Raw genomic sequence first — 14,561 nt, 5'->3', positions numbered from 1 at the left:
GAACGGCAATTCCGCGACAGGCTGTGACCGGCGTAACGGTATATTACCCGTCACATGGCAGAGGGGAGGCGCTCAGTCGTCGCTGGCGGCCCCGGCGCCAGCCGGCACCAGGATGTCGCGATTGCCGTTGCCCGACATGGCCGAGACCAGGCCGGCCTTCTCCATGTCTTCCAGCAGACGCGCCGCACGGTTGTAGCCGATGCGCAGATGACGCTGCACGAGCGAGATCGAGGCGCGGCGGTTCTTGACCACCACTTCCACGGCCTGGTCGTAGAGCGGATCGGCCTCGCCGCCGCTGCTGCCGATACCGGCGCCGCCACCGAGGCTGTCGCCAGCCCCATCGCCGTCGACCAGCCCGCCTTCGAGAATGCCCTCGATGTAGTTGGCCTCGCCACCTTCCTTGAGCTTCTCGACCACGCGGTGGACTTCATCGTCCGAGACAAACGCGCCGTGCACCCGCACCGGCATGCCCGTGCCCGGCGCCAGATAAAGCATGTCACCCATGCCCAGCAGCGCTTCGGCGCCCTGCTGGTCCAGGATCGTGCGCGAATCGATCTTGCTGCTGACCTGGAACGCGATGCGGGTCGGCACGTTGGCCTTGATCAGACCGGTGATCACATCCACGGACGGACGCTGCGTGGCCAGCACGAGGTGCAACCCTGCGGCACGCGCCTTCTGGGCAATCCGCGCAATCAGTTCTTCGACCTTCTTGCCCACCACCATCATCAGGTCGGCCAGTTCGTCGATGACGATGACGATGGTCGGCAGCTTGTCGAGCGGCTCCGGTGCGTCCGGCGTCAGGCTGAACGGGTTCGGAATCTTCTCTTCCTTGGCCGCAGCCTCGTCGATCTTCTTGTTGTAGCCGGCCAGGTTGCGCACGCCGAGCTTGCTCATGAGCTTGTAGCGGCGCTCCATCTCGCCCACGGCCCAGTTCAGCGCGTTGCCGGCCTGGCGCATGTCGGTCACCACCGGGCACAGCAGATGCGGAATTCCTTCGTAGACGCTCATTTCGAGCATCTTGGGGTCGATCAGGATCAGGCGGACCTGATCCGCGCGCGCCTTGTAGAGCAGCGACAGGATCATCGCGTTGATGCCCACCGACTTGCCCGAACCCGTGGTGCCGGCCACCATGCAGTGCGGCATCTTGGCGAGGTCGGCCACCATCGGCTTGCCGGCGATATCCTTGCCGAGCGCCATGGTCAGGCTCGACACGCTCTCGTTGTAGACCTGCGAACCGAGGATTTCCGAAAGCCGCACAGTCTGGCGCTTCGGATTCGGCAGTTCCAGACCCATGTAGTTCTTGCCGGGAATCGTCTCAACCACGCGGATCGACACCAGCGACAGGCTCCGCGCCAGATCGCGCGCCAGGTTCACCACCTGACTGCCCTTCACGCCCGTGGCCGGCTCGATTTCGTAGCGCGTGATGACCGGACCCGGATAGGCGGCCACGACCTTGACCTCGACGCCAAAGTCCTTGAGCTTCTTCTCGATCAGCCGTGACGTGTATTCCAGCGTCTCGGCGCTGACGGTTTCCTGCTGCGTCGGAATCGGATCGAGCAGCGACAGCGGCGGCAGGTCCGTATCCTGGATATCGGCGAACAGCGGCTGCTGCTTCTCGCGCTCCACACGTTCGTGCTTGGGCACGGCCTGCGGACGCACGATCTGCACCGGCGCGGCTTCTTCCTGCTTCACGCGTTGCACTTCCACCGTCTCGGTACGTTCCACCTTGGCGGCGGCACCGATGATGCGGTCCTGCTTGTTTTCACGACGCGCCTTGAAGCCGGCGAAGCCCGTTTCGACGAACGCGCCGACCTGCTCTGCCACGGCGATCCACGAGAAATGGAAGAACAGCGACAGGCCAATCGCAAACATCAGCAACAGCAGCAGCGTGGCGCCGGAGAAGCCCAGCGCGAGTTGCAGCCAGCCGCCGAGCAGGTCGCCCAGTACGCCGCCCGGCGCGCGCGGCAAGGCCGAGCGCAGCGGATACATGCGGATGGCTTCCAGGCCCATGCTGGAAACGAGTGTCAGTGCAAAGCCGATCCAGCTCACGGCGGTGCTGTGCTGCTGCGGTTCGGGCAGGCGCTCGGGCAGTTCGGCGGTCAGCACACGCCAGCCGCGCCAGCAGCGGCGCATCAGCAGCACGCTCCACCAGTAAGCCGAGAAACCGAAAATGAAGAACAGCACATCGGCCACCCAGGCGCCCACACGGCCGCCGAGGTTGTGGATATCCGCCACCTGGCTGGCATGCGACCAGCCGGGATCGGCCTTGCTGTAGCTCGCCAGAACGCAGACGAAGCCAAGGGTCACGGCGAGCAGCAGGAACCAGCGTACCTCGCCCAGCAGCTTGCCGATTCGCGAGGGAAGTGCCGACGGGTCGGTTCGGGTAGTCGTGGTTGCGCGCGCCATGCCTCAGGTTTCAGTCGATCGCTCGGAGTGGAGGATGGCGGCCATTTTACCCTTGGCCGGCACTATCGCACTCATTGGAATTTGCAACAGTCGGCAAACGCCGTGCCACTTATAATGGCGGTTTCCGATGACACCGGTGCGACCATCGCACCGGCTCATCTGCTGCCTACAGGAACGCATCATGTCCGCAAAACACGCAAAAGTGCTGATTCTCGGGTCCGGCCCGGCTGGTTATACCGCCGCCGTCTACGCGGCCCGCGCCAACCTGAACCCGGTGCTGATCACCGGCCTGGCCCAGGGCGGCCAGCTGATGACCACGACCGACGTGGAAAACTGGCCCGCCGATGCTAACGGCGTCCAGGGACCGGACTTGATGCAGCGTTTCCTGGCGCACGCCGAGCGCTTCAACACCGAAATCATTTTCGATCACATCCACACGGCCAAGCTGACCGAGAAGCCCATCCGCCTGATTGGCGATTCCGGCGAGTACACCTGCGATGCGCTGATCATCGCCACGGGCGCCTCGGCACAGTATCTGGGCCTGCCGTCCGAAGAAAGTTTCATGGGCCGCGGCGTGTCGGCCTGCGCCACCTGCGATGGCTTCTTCTACAAGAACCAGGAAGTGGCCGTGATCGGCGGCGGCAATACCGCTGTCGAGGAAGCGCTCTACCTGTCGCACATCGCCAGCAAGGTGACCGTGATCCACCGCCGCGACAAGTTCCGTGCCGAGCCGATCCTGGTGGACCGCCTGCTGCAACGCGTGAAGGAAGGCCGCGTGGAACTGCGCTACGACCACACGCTGGACGAAGTGCTGGGCGACAACTCGGGCGTGACCGGCCTGCGCATCCGCAGCACCAAGGACACGACGAAGACGGAAGACCTGAAGCTCGCCGGCCTGTTCGTGGCGATCGGCCACAAGCCGAACACCGATCTCTTCGTGGACCAGCTCGAGATGAAGAACGGCTACATCGTGACCAAGAGCGGCCTGTCGGGCGACGCTACCGCCACGAACATCCCGGGCGTGTTTGCCGCCGGCGACGTGCAGGATCATGTGTATCGCCAGGCCATCACCAGCGCGGGCACGGGCTGCATGGCCGCGCTCGACGCGCAGCGTTACGTTGAAGCGCTGAAGTAAATTTGTCCGCCCCCGGACGCCGGGGACAGGAAGAACGGGGACGTCCGCCTAGCCGCGGCCGTCCCCGTTTTCCTTATAATCGACGCGCGTATCTGGAGATTTTCCCATGCCACAAGGCGCCAAGACTCCCCCGAAGCGGTTCGGCCTGAACGATCTGGCCGCCCTGCGAGACAACCTGAAGGTGGAAGCCGAACGGCGCGAAGCCGAGCGGCTGGCCGCCGAGGCCGCCGCACAGCGCGCTGCCGAAGAAGCCAACGTCTTCCGCGCCAACGTCGGCCAGGTCAGCACGCTGCGCGACCGCAACCATGTGCCGACGCCCCGCAAAGCCCCCGCCCCCATTCCGGTCCAAAGCCAGCTCAACGACAAGGCCGTGCTCGAAGCATCGCTGTCCGACGAGTTCGATGTCGAGAACCTGCTCGATATCGACGAGACCATGTCGTTTCGCCGTCCCGGCATTGGCGAAGACGTGATCAAGAAGCTGCGACGCGGCGAGTGGGTGCCGCAGGACAAAGTGGACCTGCATGGCCTGCGCAGCGACGAAGCGCGCGAGGCACTGGCCAACTTTCTGCGCCGCTCGGTGCGTAACGGCGTGCGCTGCGTGCGCGTGATCCACGGCAAGGGCATCGGCTCGCCCGACAAGCTGCCCGTGCTCAAGGGCAAGGTGCGCAGCTGGCTCGTGCAGAAAGAGGAAGTGATCGCCTTCGTCCAGGCGCGCGAGTCCCAGGGTGGCGCCGGCGCATTGATGGTACTGCTGCGCCAACCCAAACCCTGACGCCCATGCACCTGCCGTTCGATCTGCTGATGGGGCGGCTGCCGCTGATCCTGCATGTGATGGAGGTCATCGGTGTGCTCGCGTTTGCCGTGTCTGGCGTGGTCGATGCACGCAGGCAGCGGATGGATGCCGTGGGCACCTTTATCGTCGCCTTTGCCACGGCGTTCGGCGGCGGCACCCTGCGCGACGTGCTGCTGGATCGGCGCCCGTTCTACTGGGTCGAGCATGAATACTACGTGCTGCTGATCTTTGCGATGTCGATCGGCGCGGCCATCGTGTTCCGCGTGGTCAGCAGCGTGGCGTCCGACCGCACGATGCTGGTAGCCGATGCCATCGGCCTGGGACTGTTCTCGGTCACGGGCACTTCCCTGGCGCTGGTGGCCCAGATGACGCCGACGGTGGCCGTCATGATGGGCATCATTTCGGCCGTGTTCGGCGGCGTAGTGCGCGACGTACTCTGCAACGAAGTACCGATGATCCTGCGTGACCGCTCGCCTTACGCGACCTGCTCGTTCTTTGGCTGCTGGGTGTACGTGGGCCTGACGTGGCTGCGCACCGGGCAGGAAGTGGCGCTGCTGGCGGGGGCACTGGTGACGGTGAGCATGCGGCTGCTGTCGGTGCAGTTCAAGTGGAAGTTGCCGAGTTGAAATCGGCGTACCACTGTTTTTCTCCCCTCTCCCGCACAGCGGGAGAGGGGAATCAAACAATAGGTAGATTCAAAAAACGCCAACAAAAAAGCCGGCATTCGCCGGCTTTTTCTCAACTCAAACCCAACAACCGCTCAAACAGCTGCTTCATCCTGTTCGCCCGTGCGAATCCGGATCACGCGTTCGATTTCGGTCACGAAGATCTTGCCGTCGCCGATCTTGCCGGTGTGGGCGGCCTTGACGATGGCGTCGAGCACGGTGTCCAACTGGTTCTCGGCCACGACCACTTCGATCTTGATCTTCGGGAGGAAGTCCACCACGTATTCGGCGCCGCGATACAGTTCAGTATGACCCTTCTGGCGGCCGAAGCCCTTCACCTCGGTCACCGTCAGGCCCGTCACACCCACATCTGCCAGCGCTTCGCGCACTTCGTCGAGCTTGAACGGTTTGATGATGGCGGTAATCTGCTTCATGGCTGGCCTCTGTGTCTCTGATGTCGGAAGATGTCAGATTCTAGCCCGAAACACCACATGCGGATTGCGGGCACCCCCACATTGTCCGCAATCCTTATGCCAGACGGGGACTCGATGAGCCCCCTCAAACGGGTCAATCGGCTTGATCGGGAATCCGCGCCAGATCACGCATCCACACCGCCGACTCCCCATCGCTGGGCGCACGCCAGTCGCCACGTGGCGACAGCGAGCCGCCCGAACCAACCTTCGGTGCATTCGGCACACACGAGCGCTTGAACTGGCTGGTGCGGAAGAACCGATCGACGAAGATGCCGAGGATGCGCTTGATTTCCGGGAGTTGATAGCTGTTGCGGGCCACATGCGGGCCATTGGGCCACGCGCCGCGCTCCACGTCGCTCCATGCATGAAGCGCAAGAAAGGCCACTTTCGACGGCGAATAACCGTAGCGCAGCGTGTAGTACAGGTTGAAATCCTGCAGCTCGTACGGCCCGATGATCTGCTCGGTCTTCTGCTCGGGCGCCTTGTCCAGGCCGCCCGCTGCCGCACCGCTCGGCACCAGTTCGGGGCTGATGTCCGTGTCGAGCACCGCCATCAGCACCTCCTTGCCGCTGTCGATGACCTGACCAGTATCGGCCACCCAGCGCACCAGGTGGCTGATCAGCGTCTTGGGCACGCTCGCGTTGACGTTGTAGTGCGACATGTGATCGCCCACGCCGTACGTGCACCAGCCCAGCGCCAGTTCGCTGAGATCGCCCGTGCCGATCACGATAGCGCCGTTGTGGTTGGCCAGCCGGAACAGGTGGTTGGTCCGCTCGCCGGCCTGCACGTTCTCAAAGGTCACGTCGAACACCGGCTCGCCGCGTGCATAGGGATGATCCAGATCCTTGAGCATCGCCATGCAGCTAGGCCGGATATCGATTTCGCGCGCGGTGCAGCCCACCACTTCCATCAACTCGCGCGCCTGCTTCAGCGTGCGGTCGCTCGTGGCAAAGCCCGGCATCGTATAGGCCAGGATGTTGGCGCGCGGCAGACCCAGGCGATCCATCGCCTGGGCGCAGACCAGCAGCGCGTGCGTGGAATCAAGTCCGCCCGATACGCCGATTACCACCTTGGCAATCTTGCTCGAAGACAGCCGCTGCACCAGCGCCTGCACCTGGATGTTGTAGACCTCCATGCAGCGCTCGTCGCGACGGCGCGGGTCGGCCGGCACGTACGGGAACCGCTCGACGCGACGCTCCAGCGGCAGCGTCCCCGCCGGCAGGTCCACGCGAAACGCCACCACGTCGAACTGTTCCACTTCCTCGCGATGCCGGCGCACCGACTGGCCGAACGAGGTCTGGTGCATGCGCTCGCGCGAGAGCCGCTCCAGGTCCACATCGGCGAACAGCAGATGCGAACTGTCGGCAAAGCGCTCGGATTCGCCTAGCAGTTCGCCGTTCTCGCAAATCAGTGCCTGACCGTCCCAGGCCAGGTCGGTGGTGGATTCGCCCTTGCCGGCCGAGGTGTACAGGTAGGCGGCCATGCAGCGCGCCGACTGCTGCGACACCAGTTGATGCCGATAGCCCGACTTTCCCACCACGATGTTCGATGCCGACAGGTTCACCAGCACCGTGGCGCCGGCCAGCGCCGCAAACGACGACGGAGGGATTGGCACCCAGACGTCCTCGCAGATTTCCACGTGGAAACGGAAGAACGGAATGTTCTCGATCTCAAACAGCAGGTTGGCGCCGAACGGCACCTCCGCGCCAAGCAGCGAGAGGGTGTCGATGGCCGCGCAGTCGGCCGGGCTGAACTGGCGGGCTTCGTAGAATTCCCAGTAGTTCGGCAGGTAGGATTTCGGCACCACGCCCTGCACCGCGCCGTTGTTGACCACCACCGCGCAGTTGAACAACTGGTGCTCCACCAGCACAGGCATGCCGACGATGATCGCGGCGCGGATGCCGGTGGATGCCTCGACGATGGCCTGCAGCGCCAGTTCGCACTCGCGCAGCAGTGCGCGCTGGTGGAACAGATCGTCGCAGGTGTAAGCCGGCAGCCCGAGTTCGGGGAACGCCACCAGCACGGCGCCGCCGTCCGCCGCCTGGCGGGCCAGCGCAATGGTCTGCTCGGCATTGAACGCCGGATCGGCCACACGGCACTCGGGCACGCCAACGGCCACGCGCGCAAAGCCGTGGGAATAGAGGTTATAGAACGGGTGCGTCATGTCAGGGCCCAGGGGGAGGCGCGATGGAAGCAATGGAGGCATTCTACGACGCCAAGCCCATAGACGGCGTCGGCGTCACGCTGACTACGCCTGCAGCACACAGGCGATTCCGGTAGACTCGGCCAGCCCTGCCGTCGTCCCCTTGTCTGCTCCCGCCTGCCCTCATGACCGCGCCCCGATGACCGAACCGCGCCCCGAATACCGCACGGAAATCGTGTCGGACCTTGCCGAGATCGATGCCGCCGACTGGGATGCCCTGCTCGCCACGCAACCCGAACCCACGCCGTTCCTGCGCCACGCCTTCCTGCATGCATTGCATGGCAGCGGCAGCGCTGACGATGACACTGGCTGGTCGCCGCGCTTCCTGACGATCTGGGTGACGGATGGCAAGGCGCCAGGCGAAGACCGGCTGGCGGCTGCGATGCCGCTGTATGCCAAGTCGCACTCTTATGGCGAGTACGTATTCGACTGGGCCTGGGCCGACGCCTATCGCCAGCATGGCATTCCCTACTACCCCAAGCTGCTGTCGGCCATTCCGTTCACGCCGGTGCGCGGCGCCCGCCTGCTGGCCGAGGACGATCTCGCGCGGCGCATTCTTCTGCGTTTTGCGCTGACGCTGGCCGAAGAGAGCCAGCTGTCGTCGCTCCACATCCTGTTTCCGTCCGACCATGAAGCCGATCTCATGGACGAGGCCGGCCTGATGATGCGCCACGGCGTGCAGTTCCACTGGACCAATCCGGGATACGAAAGCTTCGACGCGTTCCTGGCCACGCTGTCGCAGAAGAAGCGCAAGAACATCCGCGCCGAGCGGCGCCGTGTGGCCGACGCCGGCATCACGTTCCGCCAGTTGCGCGGCGTGCAGATCGACGATGACGCGTGGAAATTCTTCAACCGATGTTATCGGCAGACGTACCGCGAGCATCATTCCACGCCTTACCTGAACCTGGATTTCTTCCGGAAGATCGGCGAGGCGATGCCGGAAAACCTGCTGCTAGTCATCGCCCAGCGCGACGGCCACGACATTGCCAGCTCCCTGGTGGTCTACGACGCCGACCCGGCCGTGAGCACGCTGTATGGCCGCTACTGGGGCGCGCTGGAACATCACGCGTGCCTGCACTTCGAGACCGCGTACTACCAGCCGCTGGAGTTCTGTATTGCCGAGGGAATTCGTACCTTCGAGGGTGGCGCGCAGGGTGAGCACAAGATGGCGCGAGGCTTTTTGCCTGTGGCCACGCGCTCTGCACACTGGCTGGCGCACTCGTCTTTTGCCGATGCGGTGGAGCGCTTTCTGGAACGCGAACGCCAGGGGATGGATGCCTACCTCGACGAACTCAACGAACGCAACCCGTTCGCGCGGCAGGCCGAGGCAGACTGAACTGAAACTCGACTACCGGCGACGCGACATGCGCCGCATCGTGTTGTCGCCCAGCATGTAGTGTCGGAACAGCGCGGCCATGGCATGCAGGCCGATGATCAGGTAGAACGCATTGCCAATCAGTTCGTGCGCATCGCCTGCCGCATCGTTGAGCGCTTCGCTCGGTGCCACGATGGCAGGTATTTCGATGCCCAGGATCGGCACAACCAGCATGCGCCCTGCCGCATTCATCATCACGATGCCGATCAATGGCTGCGCGATCAGGAACAGGTATAACGCGCCGTGCATCAGGCTGGCGAGCCGATGGCCCCAGCGCGGCCCGGGTTCCGGCGCGGGCGCGCCATTGAACAGGCGCCACAGCAGCCGGGGCACCGCCAGGACCAGCACCAGTGCACCGGACCACTTATGCGATTCCATCAGGACCATGCGCGCGAGCGTGCCCTTGTCGGCAAAGTCGCGCAGTTCGATCGTCGCGTACGCGACCGCGATCAGCAGGAACATCAGCCAGTGGAAGGCGATGGCCATGGCGTCATAGCGCTCGAAGCTCGGGAAGGGGACATCCGCGGGTGAGGAGGGCCGGACAATGACTGACTGGTCGGAAGGGGGTTGGGAGTACGACATCGTTCGTGGACGGCTTATGTGGGGAGCGGCAAGCCTAACGCCGACGCTTGGGTCCCCGCGTTGTCGCGGATCAGGACGGCCAATAAAAAACCCCGCCGCAGCGGGGTTCGCATCGCACAAGATGCCGCTTACTTCTTGAAGTTCGCCACGCCGTCGGTGATTTCCTTGTGGGCTTCCTCGATACCCGCCCAGCCTTCCACCTTGACCCACTTGCCTGCTTCGAGTGCCTTGTAGTTCTCAAAGAAGTGCTTGATCTGGTCGAGCAGGTTTTGCGGCACATCCGACAGGCCCTTCATAAAGGCGGTAGCCGGCGAGAGCTTGTCCACAGGCACGGCCACGAGCTTGGCGTCCACGCCCGACTCGTCGGTCATCTTCAGCATGCCCAGGGCGCGGCAGCGCACGACAGCGCCGGCCAGGATCGGGAACGGGCTCAGCACCAGCACGTCCACGGGGTCGCCGTCACCGGACAGGGTCTGGGGAATGAAGCCGTAGTTGGCCGGATAGCGCATGCCGGTGCCGATGAAACGGTCCACGAACAGCAGCCCGGTTTCCTTGTCGGCCTCGTACTTCACGGGATCGCTCTGTGCGGAGATCTCGATGATGACGTTGAAATCGTTGGGCAGGTCCTTGCCCGGGGAAACGAGGTTGAAGCTCATGCGAGTTCTCCGAATACCTGTGAAATGGGATGGGCGGCATTATAGCGGGTCAGCCCTGACCAGATGCTGACAACGCAGGCGCGGTCGGGCGCGGCGGCCGGTTTGGCGCCCCGGCCGGGACCATGTGGCGAACCCTGCCTTGCATCAAGGTCGCGGTGCGCGATAATGCGGCATTCCCGAATTTCAGCATGTGCTCCATAACCGGAGCCGTGGAGACCTGCATGCACGCCCAGCATTTCGTCGCCAATCGCCTGATCGCCCCCGATTCTGGCCTGCGCATCAAGGTGTTCGATCCCTCCAGCGGCCAGCCCTTTGCCGAGATCGCCCGGGGCAACGCCACCGATATCAGCGTGGCCGTCCACGCCGCCCGCCAGGCCGCCGAAGGCGCCTGGGGCACGATGAACCCGGCCGACCGCGTCCGCCTGCTGAACCGCCTGGCCGTCAAGCTGATGGAGCACGAGGACGAACTGGCCGCGCTGGAAGCCCGCGACACGGGCAAGCCGCTGCGCCAGGCTCGCGCCGACGCCCGCGCCGTGGCCCGCTATTTCGAGTTCTACGCGGGTGCAGCCGACAAGCTGCACGGCCAGACCATCCCCTACCAGGCTGGCTACACCGTTCTGACCGTGCGCGAGGCGCACGGCGTGACCGGCCACATCATTCCCTGGAACTATCCGCTGCAGATCTTCGGACGCAGCGTCGGCGCGGCGCTGGCCACCGGCAACGCCTGCGTGGTCAAGCCTGCCGAGGATGCCTGCCTGTCGATCCTGCGCGTGGCCGAACTGGCCGCCGAAGTTGGCCTGCCCGAAGGCGCGCTGAACATCGTCACCGGCTACGGCCACGAGGCTGGCGCTGCATTGGCCCGCCATCCTGGCATCAATCACATTTCGTTCACCGGATCGCCGCAGACCGGCAAGCTGGTCTCGCAACTGGCTGCCGAGAACCACGTGCCCGTGACACTCGAACTAGGCGGAAAATCGCCGCAAGTAGTCTTTGCGGATGCCGACCTCGACGCCCTGCTGCCCGTGGTGGTCAACGGCATCGTGCAGAATGCCGGCCAGACCTGCTCGGCCGGCAGCCGCCTGCTGGTGGAGCGCCCGGTCTACGAGGCACTGCTGGACCGCCTGTCGGGCGTGTTCGAATCTCTGCGCGTGGGCCCGTCTGAACTCGATCTGGAATGCGGCCCGCTGATCAGCCGCAAGCAGCAGCAACGCGTGTGGGATTTCGTATCCGATGCGCAGCACGCCGGCATTTCGGTCATGGCGCAGGGCCAGATCGTGGGCGAGGCGCCGGAGTCCGGTTACTACCAGGTGCCGATGTTGTTCCGCGACGTGCCACCCACGCATCGGCTGGCGCAGGAAGAAGTCTTCGGCCCGCTGCTGGCAGCCATGCCGTTCGACACCGAGGACGAAGCCGTCCGCATGGCTAATGGCACCGCCTACGGGCTGGTGGCGGGCGTCTGGACGCGCGACGGTGCGCGGCAGATGCGCCTGGCGCGCAAGCTGCGCGCAGGGCAAGTCTTCATCAACAACTATGGCGCCGGCGGCGGCGTCGAGCTGCCGTTCGGCGGCACAGGCCATTCAGGCTACGGCCGTGAAAAGGGCTTTGAAGCCCTGTACGGATTCACCACTTTGAAAACTATCGCCATTCAGCATGGGTAACATCAATTTCCTCTCGGTCGCCTTCGCCATCTTCTTTTTCTGGATGGCATGGCATGTCCGGGCCAAGCGCGCGACGAATCCGTCGGGCATGCCCCGCCTCCAGATCTTCAAGCGCAAATGGGGCGAGACCGTGGGCGACCGCGTCCACTGGTGCCTCTACGTGGCACTGCCGTTTCTGCTGGCGATCATGATGGTCGGCAACGCCTTGCGTAACAAGGGACCGTTCTAACCCATCGTTCTTTTTTGCTTTTGCGTTTATCAACGTTGTTCCGCCCGCAGTGCGGCACCAGGCAATAGACGACAGACCGCGCCGGGCCTTCACCAAGACAGGAGACAGGCAATGACCAGACTGGCTGGCAAGGTAGCGGTTGTGACGGGCGGCGGTTCAGGATTCGGCGAAGGCATCGCGCACACCTTTGCGCGCGAAGGGGCCAGTGTGATGGTGGCCGACCTGAACCTCGACGCTGCGGAACGCGTGGCGTCCGCCATCCGTGACGCGGGCGGCCAGGCACGCGCCGTGCGCGCCGATGTCTCGCATGGCGACGACGTGGCGGCGATGCGCGATGCCACCATCGCCGCCTTCGGCCGCATCCACTGCGTGATCAACAACGCAGGCACCACCCATCGCAACAAGCCGATTCTCGACGTCACAGAGGAAGAGTTCGATCGCGTCTATGCGGTCAACGTCAAGAGCATCTACTGGTCGGCCCAACACTTCATCCCGCATTTCCGGCAGCACGGCGGCGGCAACTTCGTGAACGTTGCATCCACCGCCGGTATCCGGCCGCGCCCCGGCCTGGTTTGGTACAACGGCAGCAAGGGCGCCGTGATCGTGGCCAGCAAGGCCATGGCTGCGGAACTCGGCCCCGACAATATCCGTGTCAACTGCGTCAACCCGGTGATCGGTGCGACGGGCCTGCTGGAGCAGTTCATGGGCGTCCCCGACACACCCGAGAATCGCGCGAAATTCCTCGCCACGATTCCGATGGGCCGCATGTCCACGCCGCAGGACGTTGCCAACGCCTGCCTCTACCTGGCCTCGGACGACGCCAACTTCATCACCGGCACCTGCATCGAAGTGGACGGCGGTCGCTGCGTCTGACCGTTCGTTGGTAGCACCCCGGAAGTATCCCGGCAGTACAACAAAAAATCGGACAAACCGAGAAAGGAGACACCCATGACTTCCACCGCATCCCATGCCGGTGCGCATGACGCCGCCTTCGAAGACGCCACCTACCGCAAGGTGAGCTGGCGCCTCGTCCCCTTCCTGCTGCTCTGCTATGTCGTGGCCTATCTGGACCGCGTGAACGTAGGCTTTGCCAAGCTGCAGATGCTCAACGACCTGCAGTTCAGCGAGACCATCTACGGGCTGGGCGCAGGCATCTTCTTCATCGGCTACTTCCTGTTCGAGGTGCCGAGCAACGTCATCCTGCACAAGGTAGGCGCGCGCATCTGGATTGCGCGGATCATGATTACCTGGGGCCTGATCTCGGCGGCGATGATGTTCGTCACCACGCCGACGATGTTCTACGTGCTGCGCTTTCTGCTCGGTATCGCCGAGGCGGGTTTCTTCCCCGGCATCATCCTGTACCTGACCTACTGGTATCCGGCCAATCGTCGCGGTCGCACCACCACGTTCTTCATGACGGCCATTGCGCTGTCGGGCGTGATCGGCGGGCCGCTGTCGGGCTGGATCATGCAGAACTTCGACGGCCATAACGGCTGGTCGGGCTGGCAATGGATGTTCCTGATCGAAGGCATTCCGTCGGTGCTCGTCGGCATCTGGGTGCTGGTGCGCCTCGATGACCGCATCCGGCACGCAAAGTGGCTGACCGAGGAGGAAAAGGCGCTGCTCGAACGCAATATCGCAGCCGAAGACCAGCACAAGGAAGATCCGCCCATCCGTACCGTGCTGTTTAGCCCACGCGTCTGGCTGATGAGCGCGATCTACTTCAGCTTCGTGATGGGACTGTATGGCGTGAGCTTCTGGCTGCCGACGATCATCAAGCAGACCGGCGTCAAAGGCGCACTCGATGTGGGCCTGCTGACGGCGATTCCTTACGGCTGCGCGGTGATCGGCATGATCGTGGTGGCCTACAGCGCTGACCGTCGCGGCGAGCGCCGCTGGCACATTGCAATCCCGGCCCTGCTGGGCGCGCTGGGTCTGGTGCTGTCGGTGCAATGGCACGGCGATACGACGATGGCCATGATCGCGCTAACGCTGGCCACCATCGGCATCCTGACCACGCTGCCACTGTTCTGGAGTTTGCCGACAGCCTTCCTCGCTGGAACGGGCGCTGCGGCAGGCATCGCGCTGATCAACTCGCTGGGGAATCTGGCGGGATTCATCAGCCCCTATGCGGTGGGCTGGCTGAAGGACCTGACCAAGAGCACGGACTCGGGCATGTATCTGCTGGCCGTGTGTCTGGTGGTGGGCGCGGCACTGACGTTGTCAGTGCCGGCAAGGATGGTGAACCGGAAGGCCGATTGAGCCGCGGTTGGTCTTTACTCCCCTCTCCCTCTGGGAGAGGGGTTGGGGGAGAGGGCTGGCGGTTCTGGTTGCCGACCACATCGCAATTTGAACTGCTGGCCCTCTCCCCCGCCCCTCTCCCGCA

Annotated in this window: 13 protein-coding genes; 8 read left to right on the top strand and 5 right to left on the bottom strand. The window is 64.1% G+C overall.

The genetic code is table 11. The annotated features are described in order from the left end of the window. Window positions 1–72 precede the first annotated feature (72 nt). Window positions 73–2,406 (bottom strand): DNA translocase FtsK, encoded by a 2,334-nt coding sequence (locus GA566_RS03390; protein WP_160471633.1) that lies wholly within the window; start codon window positions 2,404–2,406, stop codon window positions 73–75. Window positions 2,407–2,587: 181 nt separating this feature from the next. On the opposite strand from GA566_RS03390, the gene trxB reads away from it, so the two are divergent. The 3 genes from trxB to GA566_RS03375 all read left to right on the top strand — a co-directional run bounded on the left by trxB (window position 2,588) and on the right by GA566_RS03375 (window position 4,960). After that, a complete protein-coding gene (gene trxB, locus GA566_RS03385; protein ID WP_137926669.1) occupies window positions 2,588–3,541 on the top strand; it encodes a thioredoxin-disulfide reductase in 954 nt (317 codons plus the stop codon). Between the two features lie 106 nt (window positions 3,542–3,647). Further along, window positions 3,648–4,313, top strand: coding sequence for a Smr/MutS family protein (locus GA566_RS03380; RefSeq protein WP_137926670.1), 666 nt, complete (start codon window positions 3,648–3,650; stop codon window positions 4,311–4,313). Between the two features lie 5 nt (window positions 4,314–4,318). Next, window positions 4,319–4,960, top strand: a complete 642-nt coding sequence (locus tag GA566_RS03375; RefSeq protein WP_137926671.1) for a trimeric intracellular cation channel family protein — start codon at window positions 4,319–4,321, stop codon at window positions 4,958–4,960. A 134-nt stretch (window positions 4,961–5,094) separates the two neighbouring features. Here the strand turns inward: GA566_RS03375 and glnK are convergent, their stop codons facing one another. Beyond that, the gene (gene glnK / locus GA566_RS03370) at window positions 5,095–5,433 is read right to left on the bottom strand and encodes a P-II family nitrogen regulator (RefSeq protein WP_006162803.1); all 339 of its coding nucleotides are present in this window, start codon (window positions 5,431–5,433) and stop codon (window positions 5,095–5,097) included. A gap of 133 nt (window positions 5,434–5,566) precedes the next feature. Continuing rightward, entirely contained in the window at window positions 5,567–7,636 is a 2,070-nt protein-coding gene (locus GA566_RS03365) for an NAD(+) synthase (protein ID WP_137926672.1), read from the bottom strand. Window positions 7,637–7,814: 178 nt separating this feature from the next. Between GA566_RS03365 and GA566_RS03360 the strand changes: the two genes are divergently transcribed. Beyond that, entirely contained in the window at window positions 7,815–9,011 is a 1,197-nt protein-coding gene (locus GA566_RS03360) for a GNAT family N-acetyltransferase (protein ID WP_160471631.1), read from the top strand. Between the two features lie 12 nt (window positions 9,012–9,023). On the opposite strand, the gene GA566_RS03355 is transcribed toward GA566_RS03360, so the two are convergent. Together GA566_RS03355 and ppa are read right to left on the bottom strand one after the other, a co-directional pair. Continuing rightward, complete coding sequence (locus GA566_RS03355) at window positions 9,024–9,536, bottom strand: cytochrome b (protein ID WP_370459298.1); 513 nt, start codon at window positions 9,534–9,536, stop codon at window positions 9,024–9,026. 224 nt (window positions 9,537–9,760) lie between these two features. Further along, window positions 9,761–10,288, bottom strand: a complete 528-nt coding sequence (gene ppa / locus GA566_RS03350; RefSeq protein ID WP_137926675.1) for an inorganic diphosphatase — start codon at window positions 10,286–10,288, stop codon at window positions 9,761–9,763. A gap of 221 nt (window positions 10,289–10,509) precedes the next feature. Between ppa and GA566_RS03345 the strand changes: the two genes are divergently transcribed. The 4 genes from GA566_RS03345 to GA566_RS03330 all read left to right on the top strand — a co-directional run bounded on the left by GA566_RS03345 (window position 10,510) and on the right by GA566_RS03330 (window position 14,437). Further along, window positions 10,510–11,946 (top strand): aldehyde dehydrogenase family protein, encoded by a 1,437-nt coding sequence (locus tag GA566_RS03345; RefSeq protein WP_160471629.1) that lies wholly within the window; start codon window positions 10,510–10,512, stop codon window positions 11,944–11,946. Next, complete coding sequence (locus GA566_RS03340; RefSeq protein WP_137926677.1) at window positions 11,939–12,175, top strand: hypothetical protein; 237 nt, start codon at window positions 11,939–11,941, stop codon at window positions 12,173–12,175. The genes GA566_RS03345 and GA566_RS03340 overlap by 8 nt, the downstream gene beginning before the upstream one ends. A 111-nt stretch (window positions 12,176–12,286) precedes the next feature. Then, entirely contained in the window at window positions 12,287–13,048 is a 762-nt protein-coding gene (locus GA566_RS03335) for an SDR family oxidoreductase (RefSeq protein WP_160471627.1), read from the top strand. A 75-nt stretch (window positions 13,049–13,123) separates the two neighbouring features. Next, complete coding sequence (locus tag GA566_RS03330) at window positions 13,124–14,437, top strand: MFS transporter (protein WP_160471626.1); 1,314 nt, start codon at window positions 13,124–13,126, stop codon at window positions 14,435–14,437. Window positions 14,438–14,561: the final 124 nt, after the last annotated feature.

This window comes from Cupriavidus sp. SW-Y-13 (genome assembly GCF_009793345.1).
In the GTDB taxonomy this organism is placed as follows: domain Bacteria; phylum Pseudomonadota; class Gammaproteobacteria; order Burkholderiales; family Burkholderiaceae; genus Cupriavidus.
This window is presented reverse-complemented; position numbering and strand designations above follow the sequence as displayed.

Coding starts and splice junctions, on each gene's coding strand:
- GA566_RS03390 (WP_160471633.1), bottom strand. CDS start 2,406: ATGGCGCGCGCAACCACGACTACCCGAACCGACCCGTCGGCACTTCCC.
- trxB (WP_137926669.1), top strand. CDS start 2,588: ATGTCCGCAAAACACGCAAAAGTGCTGATTCTCGGGTCCGGCCCGGCT.
- GA566_RS03380 (WP_137926670.1), top strand. CDS start 3,648: ATGCCACAAGGCGCCAAGACTCCCCCGAAGCGGTTCGGCCTGAACGAT.
- GA566_RS03375 (WP_137926671.1), top strand. CDS start 4,319: ATGCACCTGCCGTTCGATCTGCTGATGGGGCGGCTGCCGCTGATCCTG.
- glnK (WP_006162803.1), bottom strand. CDS start 5,433: ATGAAGCAGATTACCGCCATCATCAAACCGTTCAAGCTCGACGAAGTG.
- GA566_RS03365 (WP_137926672.1), bottom strand. CDS start 7,636: ATGACGCACCCGTTCTATAACCTCTATTCCCACGGCTTTGCGCGCGTG.
- GA566_RS03360 (WP_160471631.1), top strand. CDS start 7,815: ATGACCGAACCGCGCCCCGAATACCGCACGGAAATCGTGTCGGACCTT.
- GA566_RS03355 (WP_370459298.1), bottom strand. CDS start 9,536: ATGGCCATCGCCTTCCACTGGCTGATGTTCCTGCTGATCGCGGTCGCG.
- ppa (WP_137926675.1), bottom strand. CDS start 10,288: ATGAGCTTCAACCTCGTTTCCCCGGGCAAGGACCTGCCCAACGATTTC.
- GA566_RS03345 (WP_160471629.1), top strand. CDS start 10,510: ATGCACGCCCAGCATTTCGTCGCCAATCGCCTGATCGCCCCCGATTCT.
- GA566_RS03340 (WP_137926677.1), top strand. CDS start 11,939: ATGGGTAACATCAATTTCCTCTCGGTCGCCTTCGCCATCTTCTTTTTC.
- GA566_RS03335 (WP_160471627.1), top strand. CDS start 12,287: ATGACCAGACTGGCTGGCAAGGTAGCGGTTGTGACGGGCGGCGGTTCA.
- GA566_RS03330 (WP_160471626.1), top strand. CDS start 13,124: ATGACTTCCACCGCATCCCATGCCGGTGCGCATGACGCCGCCTTCGAA.